This window comes from Craurococcus roseus (genome assembly GCF_039523795.1).
Taxonomy (GTDB): domain Bacteria; phylum Pseudomonadota; class Alphaproteobacteria; order Acetobacterales; family Acetobacteraceae; genus Craurococcus; species Craurococcus roseus.
The window spans coordinates 63308-88038 of record NZ_BAAAFZ010000026.1; the positions used below are offsets into that span (position 1 = coordinate 63308).

22 protein-coding genes are annotated in these 24731 nt (G+C 73.1%); 11 read left to right on the forward strand and 11 right to left on the reverse strand.

All coding sequences use genetic code 11. The features are described 5' to 3' along the window. Nucleotides 1–7: 7 nt before the first annotated feature. Genes ABD067_RS10770 through ABD067_RS10780 form a run of 3 tightly spaced genes read right to left on the reverse strand, consistent with a single transcriptional unit; the run spans nt 8 to nt 3649 of the window. Entirely contained in the window at nt 8–1426 is a 1419-nt protein-coding gene (locus ABD067_RS10770; protein WP_343895288.1) for a serine/threonine protein kinase, read from the reverse strand. A 7-nt stretch (nt 1427–1433) separates the two neighbouring features. After that, nucleotides 1434–2177 carry a metallophosphoesterase family protein gene (locus tag ABD067_RS10775; protein WP_343895289.1) on the reverse strand — a complete coding sequence of 248 codons (744 nt, stop codon included), beginning with the start codon at nt 2175–2177 and terminating at the stop codon, nt 1434–1436. A 35-nt stretch (nt 2178–2212) separates the two neighbouring features. Beyond that, complete coding sequence (locus ABD067_RS10780; RefSeq protein ID WP_343895290.1) at nt 2213–3649, reverse strand: protein adenylyltransferase SelO; 1437 nt, start codon at nt 3647–3649, stop codon at nt 2213–2215. A 107-nt stretch (nt 3650–3756) separates the two neighbouring features. Here ABD067_RS10780 and ABD067_RS10785 point away from each other — a divergent pair, with 107 nt between their 5' ends. After that, nucleotides 3757–4749, forward strand: coding sequence for an NAD(P)/FAD-dependent oxidoreductase (locus ABD067_RS10785; protein ID WP_343895291.1), 993 nt, complete (start codon nt 3757–3759; stop codon nt 4747–4749). A gap of 112 nt (nt 4750–4861) precedes the next feature. Next, nucleotides 4862–5320, forward strand: a complete 459-nt coding sequence (locus tag ABD067_RS10790) for a cache domain-containing protein (RefSeq protein ID WP_343895292.1) — start codon at nt 4862–4864, stop codon at nt 5318–5320. A 24-nt stretch (nt 5321–5344) separates the two neighbouring features. Here the strand turns inward: ABD067_RS10790 and ABD067_RS10795 are convergent, their stop codons facing one another. Then, entirely contained in the window at nt 5345–7096 is a 1752-nt protein-coding gene (locus ABD067_RS10795; RefSeq protein WP_343895293.1) for a DUF6311 domain-containing protein, read from the reverse strand. 161 nt (nt 7097–7257) lie between these two features. Here ABD067_RS10795 and ABD067_RS10800 point away from each other — a divergent pair, with 161 nt between their 5' ends. The 3 genes from ABD067_RS10800 (at nt 7258) to glgX (ending at nt 11370) form a co-directional block, all read left to right on the forward strand. Beyond that, a complete protein-coding gene (locus ABD067_RS10800) occupies nt 7258–8022 on the forward strand; it encodes a histidine phosphatase family protein (protein WP_343895294.1) in 765 nt (254 codons plus the stop codon). Then, complete coding sequence (locus ABD067_RS10805) at nt 8019–8936, forward strand: NAD(P)H-hydrate dehydratase (RefSeq protein ID WP_343895295.1); 918 nt, start codon at nt 8019–8021, stop codon at nt 8934–8936. Before ABD067_RS10800 ends, ABD067_RS10805 begins: the two co-directional genes overlap by 4 nt. Before the next feature lie 112 nt (nt 8937–9048). Next, nucleotides 9049–11370: a glycogen debranching protein GlgX gene (glgX, locus tag ABD067_RS10810; RefSeq protein WP_343895296.1), complete on the forward strand. Its 2322-nt coding sequence runs from the start codon at nt 9049–9051 to the stop codon at nt 11368–11370. A 16-nt stretch (nt 11371–11386) separates the two neighbouring features. Here glgX and ABD067_RS10815 read toward each other — a convergent pair whose 3' ends face one another. From ABD067_RS10815 to ABD067_RS10845, 7 genes are read right to left on the reverse strand one after another with little or no spacing between them, the layout of a single operon-like run. Continuing rightward, complete coding sequence (locus tag ABD067_RS10815) at nt 11387–12307, reverse strand: glycoside hydrolase 5 family protein (protein WP_343895297.1); 921 nt, start codon at nt 12305–12307, stop codon at nt 11387–11389. Continuing rightward, nucleotides 12304–13080 (reverse strand): TIGR04290 family methyltransferase, encoded by a 777-nt coding sequence (locus ABD067_RS10820; protein ID WP_343895298.1) that lies wholly within the window; start codon nt 13078–13080, stop codon nt 12304–12306. The genes ABD067_RS10815 and ABD067_RS10820 overlap by 4 nt, the downstream gene beginning before the upstream one ends. Beyond that, nucleotides 13077–14189 carry a CgeB family protein gene (locus ABD067_RS10825; RefSeq protein WP_343895299.1) on the reverse strand — a complete coding sequence of 371 codons (1113 nt, stop codon included), beginning with the start codon at nt 14187–14189 and terminating at the stop codon, nt 13077–13079. Before ABD067_RS10825 ends, ABD067_RS10820 begins: the two co-directional genes overlap by 4 nt. After that, a complete protein-coding gene (locus tag ABD067_RS10830; protein WP_343895300.1) occupies nt 14186–15322 on the reverse strand; it encodes a glycosyltransferase in 1137 nt (378 codons plus the stop codon). Before ABD067_RS10830 ends, ABD067_RS10825 begins: the two co-directional genes overlap by 4 nt. Next, the gene (locus tag ABD067_RS10835; RefSeq protein WP_343895301.1) at nt 15310–16602 is read right to left on the reverse strand and encodes a TIGR04295 family B12-binding domain-containing radical SAM protein; all 1293 of its coding nucleotides are present in this window, start codon (nt 16600–16602) and stop codon (nt 15310–15312) included. The genes ABD067_RS10830 and ABD067_RS10835 overlap by 13 nt, the downstream gene beginning before the upstream one ends. Continuing rightward, a complete protein-coding gene (locus ABD067_RS10840) occupies nt 16599–17681 on the reverse strand; it encodes an SDR family NAD(P)-dependent oxidoreductase (RefSeq protein ID WP_343895302.1) in 1083 nt (360 codons plus the stop codon). Before ABD067_RS10840 ends, ABD067_RS10835 begins: the two co-directional genes overlap by 4 nt. Beyond that, on the reverse strand, nt 17678–18793 hold the full coding sequence (locus tag ABD067_RS10845; protein ID WP_343895303.1) for an NAD-dependent epimerase/dehydratase family protein: 1116 nt from the start codon (nt 18791–18793) through the stop codon (nt 17678–17680). Before ABD067_RS10845 ends, ABD067_RS10840 begins: the two co-directional genes overlap by 4 nt. A gap of 342 nt (nt 18794–19135) precedes the next feature. Here ABD067_RS10845 and ABD067_RS10850 point away from each other — a divergent pair, with 342 nt between their 5' ends. Genes ABD067_RS10850 through ABD067_RS10875 form a run of 6 tightly spaced genes read left to right on the forward strand, consistent with a single transcriptional unit; the run spans nt 19136 to nt 24719 of the window. Continuing rightward, a complete protein-coding gene (locus ABD067_RS10850; RefSeq protein ID WP_343895304.1) occupies nt 19136–20218 on the forward strand; it encodes an inositol-3-phosphate synthase in 1083 nt (360 codons plus the stop codon). A gap of 9 nt (nt 20219–20227) precedes the next feature. Then, the gene (locus ABD067_RS10855) at nt 20228–20827 is read left to right on the forward strand and encodes a histidine phosphatase family protein (RefSeq protein ID WP_343895305.1); all 600 of its coding nucleotides are present in this window, start codon (nt 20228–20230) and stop codon (nt 20825–20827) included. After that, nucleotides 20824–21933 (forward strand): CgeB family protein, encoded by a 1110-nt coding sequence (locus ABD067_RS10860; protein WP_343895306.1) that lies wholly within the window; start codon nt 20824–20826, stop codon nt 21931–21933. The genes ABD067_RS10855 and ABD067_RS10860 overlap by 4 nt, the downstream gene beginning before the upstream one ends. Beyond that, nucleotides 21930–23081, forward strand: a complete 1152-nt coding sequence (locus tag ABD067_RS10865) for a CgeB family protein (protein ID WP_343895307.1) — start codon at nt 21930–21932, stop codon at nt 23079–23081. The genes ABD067_RS10860 and ABD067_RS10865 overlap by 4 nt, the downstream gene beginning before the upstream one ends. Continuing rightward, entirely contained in the window at nt 23078–24115 is a 1038-nt protein-coding gene (locus tag ABD067_RS10870) for a UDP-glucuronic acid decarboxylase family protein (RefSeq protein WP_343895308.1), read from the forward strand. Before ABD067_RS10865 ends, ABD067_RS10870 begins: the two co-directional genes overlap by 4 nt. A gap of 31 nt (nt 24116–24146) precedes the next feature. After that, the gene (locus tag ABD067_RS10875) at nt 24147–24719 is read left to right on the forward strand and encodes an NUDIX hydrolase (RefSeq protein ID WP_343895309.1); all 573 of its coding nucleotides are present in this window, start codon (nt 24147–24149) and stop codon (nt 24717–24719) included. The last annotated feature ends 12 nt before the right edge of the window (nt 24720–24731 follow it).

The following is a 24731-nucleotide window of genomic DNA, read 5'->3' on the forward strand; positions in this document are numbered from 1 at the left end:
CCTGCGGTCAGGCCGCGGCGTCTTCCTCCACCTGCCGCGGGCGCACCACCGTCACCGTGCAGGGCGCCTGCGCCGCCACCTCGCCGGACACGCTGCCGAGCAGCTTGCGCCGGACGGACCGGCACCGCGCGCCGAGGACCATGTGGTCCACCGGGTTGACCGTCGCGTATTCCAGCAGCGCCGCCGCGGGGCTCACGGCTTCCAGCACGTGGAAGGTGGCGCGGCCTTCCGGCAGGCGCATGGGCTCCGCCCAGTGGCGCAGCTCCGCCAGCCGCTGCGCGTGCTTGTTGCGGCCTTCGGCGTCGAGCGTGGTGTCGAGCATCACGCGGTTGGTGCGCAGCACGTTGAGGCAGGCGACGCGGGCGCCGGGCAGGGTGGGGAGGAGGCGGCGGACCGTGGCGCGCATCGCCTCGGCCAGCGCCGGGGGCTGCTCCGTCAGGTCCACCGCGACCGCGACGATGGGCGCGGCGTCCACCTGGGCGGCGGGGTCGCGGCGGCGGAAGCGGGGCTGAGCCTCCGGGTTGAAGCGGCGCCGCAGCACCTCGCCGAAGCCGTCCCGGCGCTCCTTCGCGGCGCGGGGGGTGAGCGCCACGGCGTCCGGGTGGCGCAGGTCGAAGGCGAGCTGCGCCGCGGTGGGGTGGCGCCGTTCCGGGTCCACCTCCAGGCAGCGCAGGATCACCTCTTGCAGCCAGGGCGGGCAGTCCGGCCGCAGGCGCCGCGGCGGCTGCGGGTCGCGCCACAGGCGCCGCTTGAGGCCGGACATGCGCTGCGGATCGCCGAAAGGGCGGGTGCCGGTGGTGAAGAAGTAGAGCAGCGCGCCCAGCGCGAAGAGGTCGCTGCGCGGCTCCGTCCGCACGCCCATCACCTGCTCCGGCGCCATGTAGGGCGCGGTGCCGTAGGGAAGGCGGAACTCCTCTTCCATCAGGTCGGGCAACTGCGCGTGGTGCGACAGGCCGAAGTCCACCAGCACCGCTTCGCCCGTCGGGCGGTGCAGGATGTTGGAGGGCTTCACGTCCAGGTGGACCACGTGCTGGCGGTGCAGCGCGTCGAGGGCCGCGGCGATCCGGGCGCCGGTCGCGGCCACCTCCGCCGCCGGCAGCGGCAGCTCCTGGAGGCGCGGCAGCAGCGACGGGCCGGGGACGCGCTCCATCACGAGGTAGGGCTGCCGCTCGAAGCCGGCGGCGGCGACGAAGCGCGGCACGTGCGGGCCGGACAGGCGCGGCAGGATCATCTGCTCCATCTCGAAGGAGACGATCGCGGCCGGGTCCTCGCCCTCGAACAGGCGCGGCACCTTCATCAGCATGGGCTCGCCGGGGCGGTCCGGGTGGGCCGTTTCGTACAGCAGCGCCATGCCGCCCTTGTGGACGAGGTCGCCGACCATGAAGCCGTCGATCGTGTCGCCCTTGGCGAGGCGCGGGCGGGACATGCGGCGGTCAGCGCCCGCGGTGGAGGCGGAGCGCCAGCGATTCCGGCAGCCCGGCCGCGCGGATCTTCCCCGCCGCGGTTTCCACGTCGTAGGGCACGCGCACCCAGGTCAGCTCGCCGCGCCCCGTGTCCAGCATGCCGTAGCAGGCGGCCGGGTCGCCGTCGCGCGGCTGGCCGACGGCGCCGAGCACGGCGATCCACTGGCGCGGGCGGACCAGCGGCACGGGCACGCTTGGCACCGGGCGGAAGCTGGCGAGCTTGGCGGCGGCAGTGATGCCGAACAGGGCCGGCACGTGCGTATGGCCGCAGAAGGTGGCTTGCGCTTCGGTTGCTTCCAGGCTGCGGCGCGCGTCGTCCGGCTCGGCCACGTAATGCCAGCGGCCGGGGTCGGAGGCGTCGGCGTGGACGTAAAGACGGTCTTCCTCCTCGGCCTCGAGCGGCAGGGAGGCGAGGAAGCCGGCCGCTTCGGAGGACAGGCGGCTGCGCGTCCAGGCGATCGCCGCTTCCGCGGTGGCGTTCATGCCACCGCGGCCGCGTCCCACCGCCGCTTCGTCGTGGTTGCCGAGCACGGCCAGGGCGCCGCGCGCGACGCGGGCCATCACCGTCTCGGTCACCCATTCCGGGTCGGCGCCGTAGCCCACCGCGTCGCCGAGGAAGACGAAGCGCCCAGCGCCTTGCCGCTCGGCGTGGTCGAGGCAGGCGGCGAAGGCCTCGCGGTTGGCGTGGAGGTCGGCCATCAACGCGATCAGCATGGAGCGTCCGTCCCTCCCGGGACGCCCCGCCGCGTTCAGGGGGGCGGCGCGGGCGTCGTGCCGTAAGCTTCGGCCATCTCGGCGATCGCCGCCAGCTTGTTTCGGAACGCGGACCAATCGTCGGCCCCGGCGATCGGCGCCCAGATCGCCTCCACCTCGTCGACCAGCATGGTGCACGGCGCGGACCGGGCGAAGTAGGGATGGTCCAGCCGGGCGTCCGGCGTGGGCGCGAAGCTTCCTAGAGCCTCGCGCACGGGCGCGAAGAGGGGCGAGGCGTAGTGCCCGGCCGCCGGACTTCGAGCCGCCCGCGACTCGCTCGCCGAACCGCCGCGCCAGTCGAAGAACGCCTGCTCGAAGGGCGCCTGGGACTCGCGCAGGAAGGAGAAGAAGGCGCGGACCAGCGCCGCGTTCCGTTCCTCATCGAACGGCGCCAAGCCCAGCCGGCGCAGCACGGCGGCGCCGAACTCCTGGTGCAGGGCGGGCTCGAAGGCGTCCATCGCGGATTCCAGCGCCGGCTGCCCGGCCAGGGGCAGCAAGCAGCCGCCGAGGCGGGCCAGGTTCCACACCAGCGCTTCCGGTTGCCGGCCGAAGGCGTAGAGGCCGCCGTGGTCGAAGTAGGCGGCGGTGAAGTCTGGGTCGTAGGTCGGCAAGAAGCGCCACGGGCCGTAGTCGAAGCTCTCGCCGGTGACGTTGATGTTGTCGGTGTTCAGCACGCCATGGACGAAGCCGGCGGCGGTCCACTGCGCGCCCATGCGCGCGACGCGCCGGCACACCTCTTCCAGGAAGGCGGGCGCGCGGTCCGCCTCGTCCTCGCGCCAGGCTTCGGGCAGGTAGGTTCGGATGGTGTGGTCGAGCAGGCGCCGCAGGCGCGCCTCGTCCTTCAGGTAAGCGAAGCGCTGGAAGGAGCCGATGCGGATGTGCGAGTGGCTGAGGCGCACCAGCACGGAGGAGCGCGTGGGCGAGGGCTCGTCGCCGCGCACCAGCGCCTCGCCCGTTTCGATCAGGCTGAATGATTTGGAGGTTTCGACGCCGAGCGCCTCCAGCACGGCGGTCGCCAGCACCTCGCGCACGCCGCCCTTGAGCGTCAGGCGGCCATCGGCGCCGCGCGACCAGGGGGTCTTGCCGCTGCCCTTGGTGCCGAGGTCGAGCAAGCGGCCGTCGCGGAGGTCGTGGAGCTGGGCGAAGAGGAAGCCGCGGCCGTCGCCGAGGTCGGGGTTGTACACGCGGAATTGGTGGCCGTGGTAGCGCAGCGCGAGCGGCTCCTCCAAGGAGCCGGGCAGCGGCTCGAAGCGGCCGAAATGCGCGATCCACTCCTCATCGGTGAGCGCGTCGAGGCCGATGCGGGCGGCCCAGCGCCCGTCGCGGTGGCGGATGACGTGGGCGGGGAAGGGCGCGGGCTCGACCACGTCGAAGAAGCCTTCGCCCAAGTCGGCGTGGCGGGTCGAGGGGCGGTAGGCGGGGGAAAGGGGCATCGACGGGGGGTCGCCTTTCGGTCAGCTGGGCGCGGTGACGGGCTCCGCGGTGAACGGCCGGTGGGACGGGGCGTTGCGTCCGCCAAGGGCGGTGCGGGGACGGGGCCATGGACCGGGCGGCGGACGACGGCGTTCTCGACTGCTTGGTGATCGGCGGCGGGCCGGCGGGGCTGACGGCCGCCATCTACCTGGGGCGCTTCGGGCGGCGCTTCCTGGTGGTGGATGCGGGGGAGCCGCGCGCGGCCTGGATTCCGGTCAGCCACAACATCCCGTTCTTCGGCGAGGGCATCCCGGGGCCGCGCATCCTGGAGCGCCAGCGCGAGCACGCCGGGCGGTACGGCACCCGCGTCCTCCCCGGCACCGTGACGGAGCTGCGGAAGGCGGAGTGCGGCGGTGGGCTCGTCGGGTTCGTGGCGGCCGTCGAGGAGCGGGGCGGCGCGCGGCGGACGGTCGAGGCGAAGCGCGTGCTCCTCGCCACGGGCTCGGTGGACGTGGAGCCCGACCTGCCGGACCTGCCCGACGCGGTGCGGCGCGGGCTGGTGCGGTACTGCCCGATCTGCGACGGCTACGAGGCGCGGGGCCGGCGGATCGCGGTGATCGGCCACGGCAAGCGGGGCGCCGGCGAGGCCGGCTTCATCGCCCGCACCTACGGGGGCGAGGTCACGCTGCTCACCCTCGGCCGGCCGATGGACGACCTGGAGCTCGAGGAGCGCGAGCGGCTGGAAGGGCAGGGCGTGAAGATCGTGGAGCAGCCGATCGCGGCGCTCGACGTGCGGGACGGCCAGATCGCGGCGCTGCGCACCGGCGGTGGGCAGGAGCTGCGGTTCGAGGTGCTCTACTCGGCGCTCGGCCTCGAATACCGCACAGGCCTCGCCTTGGCCCTGGGGGCGGAGCACGACGCGCAAGGCGCGCTCGCGGTGGACGCGCACAACCAGACCACGGTGAAGGGCCTTTACGCGGCGGGCGACGTGGCCCGCGGCCTGGACCAAATCGTCGTGGCGATGGGCCACGCCGCGGTGGCGGCCACCCACATCCACAACCGCTGCGAGCTGCCGACGGAAGACGAGCCGGACGAAGCGCGGCAGAGCCGGACCGGCTGACGCATGCGTCCAGCATCCGGCCTAGCGGCTTCCGCCCGCCCGCGGTATGAACCCGGCGTGGCCGCACGGCGTCGGGGCGCGCGGCGGTCTAACGCACGAGGGGAAACAGTCCATGTTCCGCAGGACGATGTTCGCGGCCGTCGCCACGGCCGCGCTGGGCGCCGTTGTTCCGGTCCAAGCCCAACAGGGCCAGTTCGGCACCGCCGCCGAGGCGCGCGCCATGTTCGACCGGGCTGTCGCTGCCGTGAAGGCCGACAAGGCCAAGGCGCTCGCGGCCTTCAACTCCGGGTCCGACGGGTTCAAGGACCGCGACCTTTACCCATTCTGCGCCAACGCTTCGGACGGGGTGTTCACCGCGCATCCGGCCCTGCGCGGCACCCAAATCCGCGACCTGAAGGACGCCGCCGGCAACGCTTTCGGCGAGCAGATCCTGCGCGCCGGCTCCGCCGAGGGGCAGGTGAACGAGGTGTCCTACTCCTTCCCGCGCCCCGGCACCACGGCGCCGGCGCCGAAGGTGAGCTACGTCACCAAGGTCGGCGACCAGGTCTGCGCGGTGGGCTACTATAAGTAGCGCGTCGTTTGCCCGCCGGTGCGTTCAGCGCCCGGCAGGCGGCGCCGGCGGCGGGGCGCGCCCGGTGCGCCGCCACCAATCCGGCGCCAGCACGGTGACGCGGTCGAATTGCATCAGGAAATCGCGCGACGGGTCCATGCCCTGGCGCGCCCGCACCAGGGCCGCTTCGTCGCCCAGCGCGTAGAGGGTGGCGGGCTCGTACCGGCCCTCGGCCAGCCGCGCTGCCGTCTCGGCGTTGAGGGCGGCCACGCGCGCGGGGTCGATGCGCGCGAGATACACGCCGTCCGTTTCCAGGCCCATCGTGGCGGCGTAGACGGCGACCTCCTCCCAGTTGGGCGCCTGGTTGCCGTTGGGCACCACGCGGACGCGCCGGTAGTGGCGCGCCGCCTCGGCCCAGAACGGGTCGGACAGGCGCAGCGGCGCTTCCGCGGGGCCGGCGGGGAAGAAGTGGCGGAGCCGCGCGAAGCCCGGTTGCAGGTCGGCGAACTGCACCACGACCAGGACGGCGAGGACCTGCCCGGCGCGGCGCCCGCCGAGCCCGTGCGCCAGGGCCGCGACGGCCGCGAGCAGCAGCGCGTAGGCGAGGGGCCACAAGAAGCGCTCCGAGGCGCGGAGGGCGGCGGCGGGCTCCACCAGGGCGGGGGGCAACTCGAACAGCGTGAACTGCCAGCCGCCGATCGAGGGGCGGTGGGTGATGGCCACGGCCAGCATGGCGAGCAGCGACAACACCAGCGGCCAGCGCGCGGACAGGCCGCGCCACGGGCGACGGAGCCAGGCGAAGCCCGCGGCGACCAGCAGGAGCAGGACGCCGAGGCCGGCGTAGGAGCTGCCCACTTCGAGGTGGTCGGGGTTGGGCAGATCGGGCAGGAAGGCGCCCCAGAAGGACGGGTCGAAGGGCGCCAGCAGGTCGAGTTGCATCTCGCCGTAGCGTGCGCCTTGGCCGCCGTGCCCGGCGCTGAGCACGAAGAAGCCCGCGGCCCAGAGCCCGGCCGCGCCGGACAGGGGCACGGCCAGCGCCTCGGTGGCGAGCAGCGCCGGCCGCTGCCGCGCCATGACGGCGCGGGCCAGCCAGTCCGCCGCCCACAGCCCGAGCACCATCGGCAGGATGTAGGAGTGGATGAGGGAGGTGGCCAGGACGAGGCCCGCCCAGAGCAGCGCCCGCCGCGGCCACGCGCCGGGCGCCAGGCAGAGCCAGAGTCCGGCCAGGATCAGGAAGTGGGCGGACAGGGCGAAGTGCCCGCCCAAGCGGTTCAGCAGGGTCGGTTGCATCACGAACAGCACCGATCCGGCGAGCCGCGCCAGCGGGTCGTCCGTCGCCAGGCCGAGCAGCTTCCAAGCCAGCATGCCTTGCAGGGCGCCGCAGGCGAAGAGCCAAAGGCCCCAGTACTGGGACACCTCCACCAGCGGGTGCAGCGCCTTGAAGAAGAAGGCGAGCAGCGGGATGGCGTCAGCGTAGAAGATGGAGGAGCCCAGCTCCAGCCCGTACGCGGGGTTGAGGCCCGGGGGCCACATCCAGGGGCTGCGCTTGAAGAACGTGAAGCCGAGCCAGTATTGGACCGGGTCCGGCCCGATGGTGCCGGTGAGCATCCATCCGGTGCGCGGCGGCGGCAGGATGTGGCCGCCGAACACGTACCAGACCACGGCCATGCCCAGCAGGGCGGCGGCGGCGCCGAGCCATCCGCCGGACCGGGCCCCCGCTCCCGCGCCGCCGGCCTTCGGCGTGGAAACGCGCTCCTCCCCCGCGGAGAGGCGGCCGGTCGGCGCTTCGACGGTCATCGGGGAACTTCTCTCCGCGCAACGGGGCCGGCGTGTGCTGGGTCGGCGATCCACGGCCCGGGCGTTTTCGCGTGGGCCGGTTGCTGCCCGGCCGGAACCGCGCGCCGCACCGGACGTGTAACGCATCGCTCGATTCGAGTCACAAGCACGAGGGCTCCGGCATGGACCAGCGCTGGCCAGACCGCCTTTGGGTGGTCCGCCACGGGGAAAGCAGCGGCAACGTGGCGCGCGACGCCGCGCACGAGGCCAACCTGTTGCGGATCGAAACCGGCGGCCGCGACGCGGACGTGCCCCTGAGCCCGCTGGGGGAGCGGCAGTCGGAGGCGCTCGGCCGGTGGTTCGCCGCCATGCCGGAGGACGAGCGGCCCGGAGTGGTGCTGGTCTCGCCCTACCGCCGCGCGCGGCAAACCGCGGCGCTGGTCCACGCCGTCGGCGGCACCGCCATGGCGCCGGACGACTTCGTGGTGGACGAAAGGCTGCGCGAGCGGGAATTCGGCGTGCTCGACCGGCTGACGCGGCAGGGCATCGAGCACCACCACCCGGACCAGGCGGAGTTCCGCCGCACCCTCGGCAAGTTCTACCACCGCCCGCCGGGCGGGGAGAGCTGGTGCGACGTCATCCTCCGCCTGCGCAGCGCCATGGACACGGTGGCGCTCCACTACAGCGGGGCGCGGGTGCTCATCGTCGCGCACCAGGTGGTGGTGCTCTGCATGCGCTACCTCGTGGAGCGGATGACAGAAGACCAGATACTCGCCGTGGACGCGGAAGGGGACGTCGTGAACTGCGGCGTGACCGAGTACGCCTTTGATCCGGGCCTCGGGGTGGGCGGCGGCTTGGCCTTGCGGCGCTACAACTTCACCGCCCCACTCGAGCGGGAAGGCGCGCCGGTGACGGCGGAGCCCGACGTTTCCGTGGGCGTTCGATGAGCGGCGTTATCGGCGACCCCACCCCGGTCACGCCGGAGCTGCTGCGCGCCACGCCCTTGCCGCGGCACCGGCAGGGCGACGACAAGGACGGGCGCGGCCGGGTGCTGGTGGTGGCGGGCAGCGTGGAGGTGCCCGGCGCGGCGCTGCTTTGCGGCATCGGCGCGCTCCGGGCCGGCGCCGGCAAATTGCAGATGGCGACGTGCCGCAGCGTCGCGCCGCACCTCGGCATGGCCGCGCCGGAGGCGCTGGTGGCCGGGCTGGACGAGACGCCGGGCGGCGGGATCTCGGCCGAGGAGGCCGACAAGCTGGCCAAGCGCGCCGGCCGGTGCGACGCGCTGCTGCTGGGGCCCGGCATGGCGGACGGCGACGGCGAGGCCGCGGCGCTCACGAAGCGGGTGCTGGAGCGGATGGACCCCGGGCCGGTCGTCGTCCTCGACGCCGCCGCGCTGCCGGACCTGGAGGACGGCCCGGCGGCCCTGCGCCGGCACTCCGGCCGCGTCGTCCTCACGCCGCACGCCGGCGAGATGGCCAAGCTGCTGGGCGTGCCGAAGGAGGAGGTGGAGGCCGACCCGCTCGGCGCCGGCCGCCGCGCGGCGGGCGCCCTGGGCGCGGTGGTGGCCATGAAGGGCGGATGCACCTTCGTTGTGGACCCGGGAGGGGCGGCGTGGAGCTGCGACCTGGGGCAGGTCGGCCTCGCCACCTCCGGCTCCGGCGACACCCTGGCCGGCCTCGTCGCCGGGCTGGCGGCGCGGGGCGCTTCCCCGGTGGAGGCGACCGTCTGGGGCGTGTTCCTCCACGCCGAAGCCGGCAACAGGCTGGCCCGCACGCGGGGACCGGTCGGCTTCCTGGCGCGCGAACTGTTGGCGGAGGTCCCGTCCATCATGGCCGGGTTGGGGCCAGCAGAGCCGGGGTAGGCGTGCCGCACCGCGAAAGGCGCGGGGAACGAACATAGCCGCGCGCCGTTCTGCCGCGCGCGCGGCTTCGTCCGCCCACCCTTCCGCTTCGATCCCGAAAAGGCCTTTCTCCATGCCCGATAGCAACCAAGCGACCGGCCCTGCCGCCGCGCTGAACCTGGCGGGCACCGGCGCCCGGTCGCGCGTGCAGGAAGGGCGGCCCTTCCCGCTCGGCGCGACCTGGGACGGGCTGGGGGTGAATTTCGCGCTGTTCTCCGCCAACGCCACCAAGGTCGAGCTTTGCCTGTTCGACGACCGCGGGGAACGGGAGATCGAGCGCATCGAGCTGCCCGAGTACACGGACGAGGTCTGGCACTGCTACCTGCCGGAAGCCCGGCCGGGCACGGTCTACGCCTACCGCGTGCACGGCCCGTTCGCGCCCGAGGAAGGGCACCGCTTCAACCCGAACAAGCTGCTGCTCGACCCCTACGCCAAGGCGGTGGTCGGCAAGATCCAGTGGGACAAGGCGCACTTCGCCTACGACCAGGATTCGCCCGACAAGGACCTCACCTTCGACGAGCGCGACAGCGCGCCCTTCATGCCCAAGTGCCGCGTGATCGACCCGGCCTTCACCTGGGGGCACGACCGCAAGCCGGCGGTGCCGTGGGACAGGACCATCTTCTACGAAACCCACGTGAAGGGCTTCACCAAGCTGCACCCGGCGGTGCCCGAGCGGCTCCGCGGCACCTACGCCGGGCTGAGCACGCAGGCGGTGGTGGACTACATCAAGAGCCTCGGCGTCACCTCCGTAGAGCTGCTGCCGATCCACGGCTTCGTCCAGGACCAGCACCTGCTGGACAAGGGCCTGGTCAATTACTGGGGCTACAACAGCCTCTGCTTCTTCTCGCCCGAGCGCAGCTACGCCAGCGTGCCGGACTTCGCCTTCTCCGAGTTCAAGGAGATGGTGGCGCACCTGCACGACGCCGGGCTCGAAGTGATCCTCGACGTGGTCTACAACCACACCGCCGAGGGCAACGAGCTGGGGCCGACCCTGTCCTTCAAGGGCATCGACAATGCCAGCTACTACAGGCTCATCCCCGACCAGAGGCGCTACTACATCAACGAGACCGGCACCGGGAACACGCTCAACCTCAGCCACCCGCGCGTGCTCCAGATGGTGACGGACAGCCTGCGCTACTGGGTGCAGGAGATGCACGTGGACGGGTTCCGCTTCGACCTCGCCACCATCCTGGGCCGCGAGCCCTACGGCTTCGACGAAGGCGGCGGCTTCCTCGACTCCTGCCGGCAGGATCCGGTGCTGTCCTCCGTCAAGCTCATCGCCGAGCCCTGGGACATCGGGCCGGGCGGCTACCAGGTGGGCGGCTTCCCGCCGGGCTGGGCGGAGTGGAACGACAAGTTCCGCGACACCGTCCGCGAGTACTGGAAGGGCGACGCGGGCAAGCTGCCGGACCTCGCCACGCGCCTGACGGCGTCGGGCGACTGCTTCAACAAGCGCGGGCGGCGCCCGTGGTCCTCGGTGAACTTCATCACCGCGCACGACGGCTTCACGCTGAACGACCTCGTCTCCTACAACGAAAAGCACAACGAGGCGAACGGCGAGGACAACCGCGACGGCCACTCCAACAACCACTCCTGGAACCACGGCGCCGAGGGGCCGACGGACGACCCGGAGATCCGGGCCCTGCGCGAGCGGCAGAAGCGCAACCTGCTGGGCACGCTGCTGCTCTCGCAAGGGACGCCGATGCTGCTAGCGGGCGACGAGCTCGGCCGCACCCAGGACGGCAACAACAACACCTACTGCCAGGACAACGAGCTGAACTGGATCGATTGGACCAGGATCGGCGAGGACGGCCAGTCGCTGATCGAGTTCACGCGCCGGCTGATCGCGCTGCGCCAAACGCTGCCGATCCTGCGCCGGCAGCGGTTCCTCACCGGGCGGCACAACGAGGAGCTCGACGTCCGCGACGTGACTTGGGTGTCGCCCTCCGGCGAGCCCATGCAGGACGAGCAATGGGACGACCCGAGCGCGCGCTGCCTCGGCATGATGCTGGACGGGCGGGCGCGGGCGACCGGCATCAACCGGCCGGCGATGGACGTGACCGCGTTGCTGGTGGTCAACGCGCACCACGACGTGGTCCACTTCCGCTTGCCGCCCGTGACGGGGGGCGCGGCGTGGCGCTGCCTGGTGGACACCAACGTCCCCTACATGACGGATTCCGAAACCTTCGACATCGGCGCTGAGTACGTGGTCACGGGCCGGTCGTTGCTGCTGTTCGCGCTGGAAACGGAGGACGGCCTGCCCATCGCGCTCCGGCAAGCGGCGCGGGCGCTGCGGCGCTTGAACGAGGCCCCGCCGCCGGTGCCGGCCGCGCCCGCGGAGGCCGCGCCGACGACGGCCCTCCCGCAGTCGGCGGGACGGTCGGCCGACCGGTAGCGCCGAGCGGCGGCGGTCAGGCCGGGGCGGCGCTGCCCCGGCCGCCACCGCCGCCGTAGCGCCTGACCATTGCGGCGCAGAACTCGGCGAACTCTTCCGGCGCCTGCGGCGCGCTGGTGTGGTGCGGCGCCAAGCCGCGGTGCTCGGGCGTGAAGCAGAAGGTGACGGTCACGTCGAAGTCCCGCAGCGCCTCCATCTGCCGGTCGAACCAGCGGAGCGCGTCCGGGCGGAAGCTGTCGGCCCAGGACAGGCCGGTGCGGAGGTAGGTGACGCCGAGCCGCTTCATCCAGGCGACCGCGTCGTCCAGCCGGTGGTCCTCGTAGTGGAACCACTGGCACAGGCCGAGGTCGGGCGTGTGGCGGGCGAATTCCTCCAGCGCGGGCTTCGGCGCGCCGTCCTCGCGCAACAGGCCCATGGCGAAATGCCGGTAGTAGGAGGAGCCTTCGGCCTCGCGGTGGCGCGTTGTCGCCTCCCAGGTCTTGGGCAGGTCGTAGAGGCTGTACCAGTGGACGCGCGGCGCGCGGCCCTTCAGCAGCGCGGCGGTGCGCTCCAGCCCCCAGACCTGCACCTCATCGGCGCCGAAGGTGGAGACGCCGACCTCCGACACCCAGACCGGCTTGTCGGTGACGGCGCGGATCTCGTCGATCTTCGCCGGCCATTCGCCGATCTGCCACAGGTTCCAGTCCAGCGGGAAGCCGTGGACGGCCACCGCGTCCATGTGCTCCAGCACGCCGTAGCCTGCCAAGCGCTTGACGAAGAGCGGGTCTATGGGCGACATGCCGCCGAGCACGCGCGGCAGGCCGGGGTGTTCCGCGCGGATGGCCTGCCCGGCGAGCTTCGCCATTTCGCCGAACCTGCTCCAGTCGGGGTCGATCCCAGGGTCCCAGTGCGACTTGTTGTTGGGCTCGTTCCAGATCATCGCGGCTTCGACGGTCACGCGCGCGGTCCTTTCGCGGGGTAGACGGCGCCGGGGCCGTGGGGCGGCGCCGTGCGCCGGCAGACGTACACCTCGGCCTCCGGGCGGCCCAGGATCTCAAAGCCGGCGCTCCGCAGCATGGCCTCGGCGCAGGCGCGGTTCGGCACCCACCAGTTCGTCGCGTCGTTGGAGTAGCGCCGCTCGATGAAGTGGAGCTTGGGCCAGCCCGGGCGGTCGAACTGCTCCATGTCCCAGAAGTCGTAGTCTTCCCGCGCCGGCTCAACCTCCTCGGCGCCGCGGTGCATGGACTGGAACACTAGCAGGTCGCGCGCCGCGTGCTCGTGGATCAGGTCCAGCGCCAGCAGCGGGTGGCGCAGGTGGTAGAGCACGCCCATGAACAGCACCACGTCGAAGCGCTCGCCGAGGCCGCCGACGTCGTAGACGGAGAGCTTGCGGAACTCGATGTCGAGGCCCGTCACCTCGGCGGCGAAGCGGGCCTGCGCCAAGTAGTCCTCGTCCCAGTCCACGCCGAGCACCCGCGCCGCGCCGCGCTTCTTCATCTCCATGGAGTAGAAGCCGCCGTTGCAGCCGATGTCGAGCACGGTCTTGCCCGTCAGGTCGGCCGGTACGGCGTCCGCGAAGGAGCGCCACTTCACGGCCGGGTAATCGCCGAGGAAGTGGTCGGGCGCCGTCCGCACGCCGCCGCCCAGGTCTATGTTGTGGAACCAGTCGCCGAGCGCCGCCGCGCGGCGGCGGATTTCGTCCGGCGGGAGCCTGACCGTGCTGCTGCTCACCCTGCGATCTTCTCCTTGTCCGCACCGAGGCCGCGCAGGACGCCGAGCAGCTCCTCGGCGCGGTGGGCGCAACTGTGGCGGGCGCGGATCGCCGCCAGCCCGTTTGCGACCAGGGCCTGCCGGAGCCCGGCGTCGTCCCGCACGGCTGCCATGTGCCGCGCCATCTCGGCCCCGTCCCGGGCCACCAGGTAGTCCTCGCCCGGCCGGAACAGCCCTTCGGCGTCGCGCCACGGCGCCGAGAGCAGCGGGATGCCGCAAGCCAGCGCTTCGAACAGGCGGATGGTCGGGATGCCCGGCAGCAGGTCCACGTAGAAGCGGCGCGGCACGTGGACGGTGGCGAGGTGGCGCGCGAACGCCTCCGGCGCGCGCGCGTTCGGCAGCCAGCCGCAATGCCGCGCGCCGTGCGCCTCCAACGCGCGCAGCGCGTGCCCGGGGTAGCGCACGCCGTGGACGTCGAGCGGCAGTCCGGCCTGGCGCGCGGGGCGGAGGAGGAAGCCTTCCAGCTCCGCGCCCCGCTCGTCGTCACCCCAGTTGCCGATCCAGACCAAGCCCGCGCGCTGGCCTTCGCGCTCGGGCGGGCGGAACAGGCGGGTATCGGCCGCCTCGTGCCACACCCAGACGCGGCTGCCCCAGCCCCGGCGGCGATACACTTGGGCCAGCGCTTCGCCGAAGGCGAGCACGCCGTCGTAGCCTTCCAGGTCGAATCGGCGGATCGCTTCGGGGTCGCTGACGGCGCGGTGGTGCGTGTCGTGGAACAGCAGCTTGAAGCGCGCCCCGCCGCGCCGGCGTGCGCGGCCGAGCGCGGCCACCAGCCCCGGCTCGTTCCATTCGTGGACGAGCACCGCGTCGGCGCCGTCCAGCGCGGCTTCCGCCTCGGCGGAGTCGCGGAAGACGCGGGAGCCGAGGTCCGGATAGGCCGCGCGATAGGCGTCCAGCCCCGCTTCGCCGTGGTCCCGTAGTAGGTTTTCCAAGCTCCAGGCCCCCGCCGGCTCCAAGGCCAGCACCTCGTGCCCGGCGTGCTTCAGCTCGCGCAGCACGCCGCGGAGGAAGTGCGCGTTGCCGTGGTTCCAGCAAGAGGCGAGGGAATGTGCGAAGTAGACGAGCTTCAAGCGGCGGCGGTCTCCCCCGGCGCCCCGGCCCGCCGCAGCAACGAGCGGTACACCGCGGCGGTGCCCGCGGCCATGGCTTCCGCAGTGTAGCGCTCCGCGCGTGCGCGGGCCGCGGCACCGAGGCGTGCGCGGCGGTCGGGCGCGCGCGCGGCGCGTTCGATCGCGGCGGCGACCGCCGCGTCGTCCTCAGCGGGCACGAACTCGGCCGCGCCGTCCCAGAGTTCGCGGAAGCTCGGGATGTCGGACAGCACCAGGGCGCAGCCCGCCTGCGCGGCTTCCAGCACGGACAGGCCGAAAGGTTCGTAGAGGGCGGTGGAGACGAAGACCGGCCGCCCAGCGAGCCGGCGCGCCACGTCGCCGCCGCCCAAGCGGCCGAGGGCTTGGACGTGGTCGAAGGCGACGCGCGCCCCGCCCGGCCCCTCGGTCGGGCCGGCGGCGAGCACCGGCACGGCGCCGGCGAGCCGCGCCGCGGCGCGGTCGAGCGCGCGGAGATTCTTGCCCTCGTCCCACAGCCGGCCGGCGGTGAAGGCGACGGGCGCGGCGTCGCGCGCGGTGGACGGCGGCGGATGGCGCCGGCCGTTGTGGACCACGGCCGGTGGCGTCCGCAGCCCGTAAAGGCGCGCCGTCGCCGCGGCGAAGGCGGCGCTCGGCGCGAGGAGCGCGTCGGTCCGCGCGCAGCCCCGTTCGACCATCCGCGTTCGCCAAACGAAGTCCGGTGGCAGGGGCTGGCCGCCGCGTACGGCCTCCCACCACGTGCCGACGCAGGAGTGGCAGGACGCGACGACGGGCGCCGGGAAGCGCGTACCCGCGGCGAGGGCGGGGCCGTGCAGGTGGACGACGTCGGCGCCGACTTCCGAGGCGAGCGCCGCGAGCGCCGCGCCGGCCGACTCGATCTGCTCCGGCGCGTCCGCCAGCCAATCGAGCGGCAGGCCCGTGGGGAGCAGCCGCAGGCCGGGCACGGTGCGCGCCGCCTCCGCTTGGTCCGCTTCCGGCGCCGGGCCGAGCACGGCGAGCGTGGTGTCGAACCCGAGCGCGGCCAGGCCGCCGGCGAGGTCGAGGGCGTAGGTCCACACGCCGCCGACCGCGTCCGCCGTCATCAGCACGCGCGCGGCGCCGGACGTCAGCGGCAGCACGCGGCCTCCAGCTCCGCCAACGCCGCCGGCCGCTCCTCCTGGATGTCGCTGAAGCTCCGGAACTGCGCGAGGTAGTGGGCGTGCGCCCGCTCCCAGGCGTGGTCGTCCGGCTCGCCCCAAAGGCGGCGGTAGTCGGGCGAGGACGGGTAGGGGTAGAGCGGCACCGGGTCGTTGGCCCAGACGCCGTGGCGGCGCAGCCGGTCGCGCCAGTCCGCCACCATCTCCGGGTCGTCGCCTTCCGTCTTGATGAGGTTGGCCTGCACGAAGGGCACGGAGCGGCGGGCGTGGATGAGCCGCTCCGCCAGATCGTCCGTGGTGGAGCGGCAGCGCTTGTCGAGCGCGGCGCGGCCTTCCTCCGTCAGGCTCTCCACGCCGGCCTCGATGGAAACGCAGCCGGCGGCGCCGAGCAGGTCGAGCATGTCCGGCTTCCACAGGTCGATGCGCGTCTGCACGCCGAAGCGCACCGGGCGCGGAACCAGCGCTTCGAGAAGCGGGCGCTGCGGCAGGAATATCTCGTCCACGAAGTAGACGTAGGTGACGCCCTGGGCGACCAGCCTGTCGATCTCCTCCAGCACGAGGTCGAGACGGCGCCGCCGGTAGGCGTCGCGGAAGTCGATCTTGGCGCAGAAGGTGCAGGTGTAGGGGCAGCCGCGCGAGGCCTCCACCTCGGCGCCCGGGCCGTCGGGCTCGGCGTCGAAGCGGTGGTGGTGGTGCCGGTGCCGGGCGATCCACTCGTCGGGCCAGCGCAACGCGGGCAGGGCGGTGAATTGCGCGGCGGCCGGGCCGCCGTTGACGCAGACCTCCCCGCCATCCCTGTAAGCGATGGAGGGCACGGCTCGGAAGCCGCACCCGGCCGTGGCCAGGCGTGCCACGATCTCCTCGCACTCGCCGCGCACCACCACGTCGGCGCCGAGCTTGTTCAGCGCCGCCCGGGGCGTCGCCGAGCCGTGCGGGCCGACGGCCACCGTGCGCCCGCCGCGTCCGCCCAGCGCCGCCAGGAACTCGCGCGGCACGCGCAGCTCCGGCTGGGCGCAGCGCCAGAACAGGTAGGTGGGCGCGGTGGAAACCACGGTCATGTCCGGCCGGAAGTCCGCCACCGCGTCCGCCAGCGCCCCCGTCGGCGTGCCGCACAGGTGCGCGTCGAGCATCAGCGCCTGGTGCCCGGCGGCTTCCAAAAGGGCCTTGCCGTAGCCCAACTCCAAGGGCAGGTGCGGCGCGCGGCAGCCGAAATAGATGCTGTTCCCGAAGGTCCAGGGCGGGTTGACGAGGGCGACCCTCATTGCGCCGCCTCCACCGCACGGGCCCTCGCCACGGCGGCGTGCTCCTCCCGCAGCCAGCGCGCGAGCGACGCGACGCCTTCCCGCCAGGGGCGTGCGGGGCCGAGGCCCAGTTCCCGCGCCGCGCGGCGCGTGTCCGACACGTAGTAGCGCTGGTCGCCCCCGCGCCAATCCGCGTACCGCGCTTCCACGGGGCGCCCGGTGAGCTCCCCGATGAAGGCGATCACCCGCCGCAAGCTCACCGCGTTGGCCGGGCCGCCGCCGAGGTTGAAGGCGCACCCCGCCACGGCATCGATGCGCGCCCAAGCGGAAAGGTAGGCTTCGACGGCGTCGCCCACGTCCAGCACGTCGCGCACCTGGCGGCCGTCCCCGTAGACGCTGATCGGCTCGCCGCGCAACGCGCGGATGAGGAAGTGGGCGATCCAGCCCTGGTCCTCCGTGCCCATCTGCCGCGGGCCGTAGACGCAGCTCATCCGCATGACCGCGGCCGGCAGGCCGAAGGAACGGGCGTAGTCCAGCACGTACTGGTCCGCCGCGCCCTTGGAGCAGCCGTAGGGCGTGTGGAAGTCGAGCGGCCGGCCCTCGCCGATGCCGTGGGCGCGCAAAGCGGGGTCGCGCGGCGCGTAGGCGTCGTCGCCTTCGACGGCGAGCTCCACGTCGGCCAAGTCGCCGTAGACCTTGTTGGTGCTGGCGAAGACCAGCGGCGCCGGCCCGCCGGCGCGCCGGCGCAGCGCTTCCAGCACGGCGAAGGTGCCTTGGAGGTTCACCGCGAAATCCGTGCGCGGGTCCGCCATGCTGGTGGTCACCGCCACCTGGGCCGCCAAGTGGAACACCGCGCCGGCCTCCGCCGCCGCGCGGTTCAACTCCGCCTCGTTGCGGATGTCGGCCACGACGGCGGACACGCGGCGCGGGTGCCGCGCCTTCAGCCAAGCGAGGTTGGCCTCCACGCCCGGACGCGCCAACGCGTCGTAGACCAGGACTTCGTGCCCGTCGCGGGCGAGGCGGTCGGCGAGGTTGGACCCGATGAAGCCCGCCCCACCCGTCACCAGGACAGGCCGGCCGCCCAGGATCGCGCCGCTCACGCCACCAAGCCCCGCGCTTCCAGCTCGCGCCGCGCCTGCGCCACGCGGTCTTCGGCCTGCTGCCGCGCCACCCACTCGGCCAGTTCGGCCAAGCCGCGCCCGAAATCGCGGGGCGCGCCCAGGCCCAGTTCCGTCCGCGCCTTGGTCAGATCGGCGATGCAGTGGCGGATGTCGCCGGCGCGCGCCTTGCCGGCGATCTCGGGCCGGAGGCCGGAGCGGCCCATCGCTTCGGCGAGCAGGGCGGCGACCTCCTCCACGGAACGGTCCTCGCCGGAAGCGATGTTGTACACCTCGCCCGGCGCTCTGGGGTGGTCCAGGGCCAGCAGGAAGGCGCGGGCTATGTCCTCCACATGGACGAAATCGCGCCGTTGCTTCCCGTCCTCGAAGACCATCGGCGCTTGGCCGTTGTGGATTCGCGAGGCGAAGATCGCCAGCACGCCGGTATAGGGGTTGGAGAGCGCTTGGCCCGGCCCGTAGACGTTCCACAGGCGCAGCGCCACGCCCTCCATGCCGTAGGCCGGGGCGAGCGTCAGCGTCAGCCGCTCCTGCACGTGCTTGGTGATGGCGTAGACGGAGGCGAGGGCGGGCCGTTTCCACTCCGGCGTCGGCACCGGGACGAGCGGGCGGCCCCGGTCGTCCACCGGGTCCCAAGGCGCGCCTGCCCCGGTGCGCGGCCGCCGCACGGCGTCCTCCACCAAACCCCCGTCAGCGGTGCGGTAGAGTCCTTCGCCGTATATGCTCATGGAGGAGGCGACCACCACGCGCTTCACCGGCCGTTCGATGAGCTGCTGGAACAGGATGGCGGTGCCGTGGTCGTTGACGGAAACGTATCGGTCGACGGCGTACATGCTCTGCCCGACGCCAACCTCCGCCGCGAGGTGGACGACCTTGTCCACGCCCGCCAGCGAGCGCCGCACCACGCCATCGTCGCGCACGTCGCCCACCACCAGTTCCGTGTCCGGATCGAGTTCGTCGGGCCTACCGCGCCCGCCGTGAACCTGTTCTATCAAGCTGTCGAGCACGCGGACCCGGTGCCCTTCGGCGAGCAGCGCCCGCGCCAAGTGGCGCCCGATGAAGCCCGCCCCCCCGGTGATCAGTATCGTGTCCGCCAAACGCCACCCTCCGGCCTGCTCTGTCGTGCTCAACGCGGGCGCCGCGGCCTCGTGGCCGGCCGACCCTGAATCCCGAGTACCTCGCCCGCTTCTCGCCTTTATGTGAGCGGCCGGGCAAGGCAGGAATTGCTTCACACTGCCGCGAGCACTCCTGCGCATCGCACCGGGGGGGCCTTCACGTTCGGGTAAGTTGAAGCCACCCTCACGACCCAACGCCCCGAACCAGAGTTCATCCCGTCTGTTTGTTGCACACGCCGGAGAGGTACACGGATTGCTCCGAGCCACGTCGCGTCTTTTCGCACCTGCGCTGTCGCACATCCCTTCCGCCACAAGGCCGGCGCCGTGAGCCGGAAGCTCCGCGTCGGTGTCGTGGGGTTGGGAAACTGCGCGTCCTCGTTCGTGCAGGGCCTGTCTTATTACCGCGACACGCCGGCGAACGAGCCCGTACCGGGCCTCACCCACGTCGAAATCGGCGGTTACGGGGTGGGGGACATCGAGATTTCGGCCGCCTTCGACGTCAGCGCCGCCAAGGTCGGACGTGACGTTTCGGAAGCGGTGTTCGCGCCGCCCAACAACACCGCGCGCTTCGCCGCGTCCGTGCCGCCGACCGGCGTGCGGGTGGAGCGCGGCCCGACGCTGGACGGCCTCGGCCGCTACCTCCGCGAGGAAGTGGAGGAAGCGGACGCGCCGGCGGCGGACGTCGCCGCGGTGTTGGAACGGTCCCGCACAGACGTGGTGGTGTCCTACCTGCCGGTAGGCTCCCAGCGGGCGACGGAATGGTACGCAGAGCAGGCGCTCAACGCCGGTTGCGGATTCGTCAACTGCATCCCGGTGTTCATCGCCTCCGATCCGGCGTGGCGGAAGCGCTTCGAGGAGCGCGGGCTTCCGCTGGTGGGCGACGACATTAAGAGCCAAGTCGGCGCCACCATCGTTCACCGGGTGCTGGCCAACCTGTTCCGGGAGCGGGGCGTGCGGCTGGACCGCACCTACCAGCTCAACTTCGGCGGCAACGCCGACTTCCGGAACATGCTGGAGAGGGAACGGCTCGAATCGAAAAAGGTCTCCAAGACCCAAGCCGTGACCAGCCAGTTCGGCGTGCCGCTCGCCGCGAACGACGTCCACGTTGGACCTAGCGACCACGTGCCCTGGCTCGGCGACCGGAAGTTCGCCCACATCAGGTTGGAGGGCACCGGCTTCGGTGGGATGCCGCTTAACCTGGAGCTCAAGTTGGAAGTGTGGGATTCGCCGAATTCCGCCGGCGTCGTCATCGACGCCGTGCGCTGCGCCAAGCTCGCGCTCGACCGGGGCACGGGTGGCGCCCTGGTCGGCCCGTCGAGTTGGTTCATGAAGTCGCCGCCCCAGCAATTCGACGACGAGGAGGCGCGCGAACGCACGCTGCGCTTCGTCGCAGGCGAAGATTGCTGAGCCGGAGCCGTGGCCACCACCGTCTACTTGGTGCGGCACGCCGCCCACGACCGCGTGGACAGCGTCCTGTGCGGCCGGATGCTCGGCGTGGGCCTGGGCGAGGACGGGCGCTGGCAGGCCGAAGCCCTGGCGCGCCACTTTGGCCGGAAGGCGGTGGACGCCGTCTGGACCAGCCCGGTCCAGCGCGCCCGCGAAACGGCGGAGCCCATCGCCGCCGAGCTCGGCCTCATCGCCTGGGACAGCGACGCGCTGTGCGAGATCGACTTCGGCGCCTGGACCGGCCGGGACTTCGCCGTCCTGCGCGACGATCCGCTCTGGCACCGTTGGAACGAGGCGCGCGGCAGCGAGCGGCCGCCTGGCGGGGAGTCCATGGCCGAAGCGCAGGCGCGGGCGATAGGTGAACTGGAGCGCGCCCGCGAGGAGCACCCGGAAGGGGGCGTGGTGCTCGTGAGCCACGGCGACGTCATCAAAGCCATGGTGGCTGGGGTGCTCGGGCTGCCGCTCGACGCCCACGCGCGTTTCGACATCGCGCCGGCTTCGGTGAGCGCTCTGGCCGTCTGGGAAGGGGGAGGGAAGGTGCTGCGCATGAACGAGACCGTCGCGGCATGAGGATCGCGTTCTACGGATCGAGCCTGCTGTCCTCCTACTGGAATGGCGCCGCCACCTACTACCGCGGCCTGCTCCGCGATCTCGCCCCACGCGGTTATTCGATCACCTTCTACGAGCCCAACGCCTTCGACCGGCAGCAACACCGCGACATCGAGCCGCCGTCCTGGGCCGCCGTGCGCGTGTACCCGGCGACGGAGGCGGGGCTGCGCTCGGTGCTGGCGGAGGCCGCCGCCGCGGACGTGGTGGTGAAGGCCAGCGGCGTCGGCGTCTTCGACGGGGAGCTGCTGGAAGGCGTGGTCGCGGCCTCGCGCCCGGAAGCGGTGCGGGTCTTCTGGGACGTGGACGCGCCGGCGACCCTGGCGGAACTGCGCGCCGACGGGCCGGGCCACCCGCTGCGCCGCGCGCTTCCCTCGCTCGACCTGGTGCTGACCTACGGCGGCGGGCCGCCTGTGGTGGAGGCCTACGAAGGCTTCGGCGCGCGGCGCTGCGTGCCGGTCTACAACGCCCTCGACCCGGACACTCACCACCCGGAGGCGGCCGATCCGCGCTTCGCCGCCGACCTGTCCTTCCTCGGCAACCGGTTGCCGGACCGCGAAGCGCGTGTGGAGGAGTTCTTCCTCCGTCCGGCGGCGCTGCTGCCGGACCGGCGGTTCCTCATCGGCGGCAACGGCTGGGGCGACAAGGCGATGCCCGCCAACGTGCGGCACCTCGGCCACGTGGGCACGCGAGACCACAACGCTTTCAACGCGTCCTCCCTCGCCGTGCTCAACATCGCCCGCGACAGCATGGCGGCCGTCGGCTTCTCGCCGGCCACCCGCGTGTTCGAGGCGGCGGGCGCGGGCGCCTGCCTCGTCACCGACGCCTGGGTCGGGTTGGAGCTCTTCTTGAAGAACGGCGAGGAGGTGCTCGTGGCCCGCGACGGGGCGGACGTGGCGGCGCACCTGGCCGCGCTGACGCCCGGCCGGGCGAAGGCCGTCGGCGAGGCCGGGCGGGCGCGAGTCCTGGCGGAGCACACCTACGCCCGCCGCGGGGCGCAGGTGGACTCGCTGCTCCGGGAGGAGGCGGCCCGCAAGCGAGCGTCGCATTCGGCGAGGGGCGCGGCGTGAGCGGGCCGCCGCGGGAATCGCTGCGCGTCGTCGTGCTCGGCCTCAGCCTGTCATCCTCCTGGGGGAACGGCCACGCCACCACCTACCGCGCGCTGCTGAGGGCCTTCGCCGCGCTCGGCCACGACGTGCTGTTCCTGGAGCGCGACGTGCCCTGGTACGCGGCGCACCGCGACACGCCCGATCCCGGCTTCTGCCGCTTGGCGCTCTACTCTGACCTCCCGGGCCTCGAATCGCACCGGTGCGCGATCGCGGAGGCCGACGCCGTCGTCGTCGGTTCCTACGTGCCGGAGGGCGTCGCGGTCGGGCGGCTCGCGCAGGAGTGGGCGCGCGGCGCCACCGCCTTCTACGACATCGACACGCCGGTGACGCTCGCCAAGCTCGCCCGTGCCGACGAGGAATACCTGTCCGCCGCGCTCATCCCGGGCTTCGACCTGTACCTGTCCTTCACTGGCGGGCCGACGCTCGACGCCTTGGAGCGGCGCTACGGCGCGCGGGCGGCGCGGCCGCTCTTCTGTTCGGTGGACCCGGCGGCCTACCGGCCGCTGCCCGGGGCGCCGGTCCGCTGGGACCTCAGCTACCTCGGCACCTACAGCCCCGACCGCCAGCCGGCGCTGGAGCGCCTGCTCCTCGAACCCGCCCGCCGAGCGCCGGGGCGGCGCTTCGCGGTGGCCGGGCCGCAGTACCCCACTGGGATCGAATGGCCCGGCAACGTCGAGCGCCTGGAGCACGTGCCGCCCGCGGATCACCCGGCCTTCTACGCCGCGAGCCGCTTCACGCTGAACGTCACCCGCGCCGACATGGTGCGCGCGGGGCACAGCCCGAGCGTCCGGCTGTTCGAGGCCGCCGCCTGTGGCACGCCCATCCTGTCGGACACGTGGGAGGGGCTGGACGCCATCCTCGCCCCCGGCGCGGAAATCGCCTTGGCCGGGGCGCCGGAGGACGTGCTGGCCGCCCTCGACTGGCCGGAAGAGCGCCGCCGAGCCCTTGCCCACGCGGCGCGTGGCCGCGTCCTCGCCGGGCACACCGCGGCGCACCGTGCCGGCGAACTGGAAACGCATCTCCGCGCGGCCATCGCGCGACGCCGGCAAGGCGGGGGGCGCCGCCGCGCCGTTGCCGCCCGCCCCGCAGACGCACAGGTGAGCTTTTGAAAAACGGCGAGACGCGCCACGTCCTCGTCGCCGGCGGCGCCGGTTTCCTCGGCTCCCACCTTTGCGACGCGCTGCTCGCGGAAGGGGCGCACGTGGTGTGCCTGGACAACTTCGGCACGGGCCGGCGCGAGAACCTGCGCCACCTCGCGCGGGAACCGCGCTTCGACCTGGTGGAAGCGGACGTCATCGGCCCCTTGCCGACGCGCCTCCGCGCCGACGCCGTGTTCAATCTCGCCTGCGCCGCCTCGCCGCCGCTCTACCAGGCGGACCCCGAACACACGATGCTCACCAACGTGGTGGGCACCCGCAACCTGCTGCGGCTGGCCGAGGCGTGCGGCGCGCGCTTCCTGCAGGCCTCCACCAGCGAGGTCTATGGCGACCCGGAAAGCCACCCGCAGGCCGAGGGCTATTGGGGCAACGTCAACCCGACCGGGCCGCGCGCCTGCTACGACGAGGGCAAGCGCGCGGCCGAGGCGCTGTGCTTCGACTTCGCCCGCGCCGGCCGCGCCGAGGTGCGCGTGGCGCGCATCTTCAACACCTACGGACCGCGGATGCGCGCGGACGACGGCCGCGTGGTGTCCAACGTGGTGACGCAGGCGCTCGCCGGCGAGGACATCACCGTCTACGGCGACGGCTGCCAAACGCGCTCCTTCTGCTACGCCTCGGACATGGTCGAGGGGCTGATGCGCCTGATGGCGCACGAGCGGGCGCGGGGAGGCCCGCCGCCCGGCCCGGTGAACCTCGGCAACCCCGTCGAACTGTCGGTGGCGGAGTTGGTGGAGCGCGTCGTGGCCCTCACCGGCACCCGCTCCGCCGTGGTGAACCGGCCCTTGCCGGAAGACGACCCGCGGCGGCGGCGGCCGGACATCTCCCGCGCCGCCGCCCTGCTCGGCTGGGCGCCGCGCACCCCGCTCGAAACCGGCCTCCGCGCCACCATCGCCTGGTTCGCCGAGGAGCGGCGCCCGGAGCGGGCGGCGCCGCTGCCCCAGCCGCGGCAGAGGGAGCCCCGCCCGGTCGGCATGGACTTCGGTTGAGGCCGGTGCCGGGCGCCGGCGGGCCGCGGCCGTGACGCCGGAGATCGCCGCGCTCGACCTGCGGCACGAGCGCTGGGCGAGGATGTTCGTCGCCACCGTCCGCCTGCCGGACGGCGGCACCGCTCTCCGCGACGTCGAGGACCACGGGCAGGCGGTGGCGGTGCTGCCCTACGACCCGGAGCGGCGGGCGGCACTGCTGGTCCGCCAGTTCCGCGCGCCGCCCTTCCACGCGGCCGGCGAAGCGCAGATGCTGGAAGCGCCGGCCGGGCGGTTGGACGAGGACGACCCCGAAGCCTGCGCGCGGCGCGAAGCGATGGAGGAGGTCGGGCTGCGATTGGGCGCCTTGGAGCCCGTGGTCTTCGCCTGGACCATGCCGGCGCTCTCCACGGAGCGGGCGCACCTGTTCCTCGCGCCCTACCGCGCCGCGGACCGCGTCGGGGCCGGCGGCGGGCTGTCCTCGGAACAGGAGGGCATCTCCGTCGCCGAGATGCCGCTCGCCGAACTCGCCGCCATGGCGGACGCGGGCGCGCTGACGGAGCTGAAGCTCTTCGCGCTGTTGCAGACGCTCCGGCTGCGGCGGCCGGAGCTGTTCGCGCCGCCCTGAACAGCGGCCGTG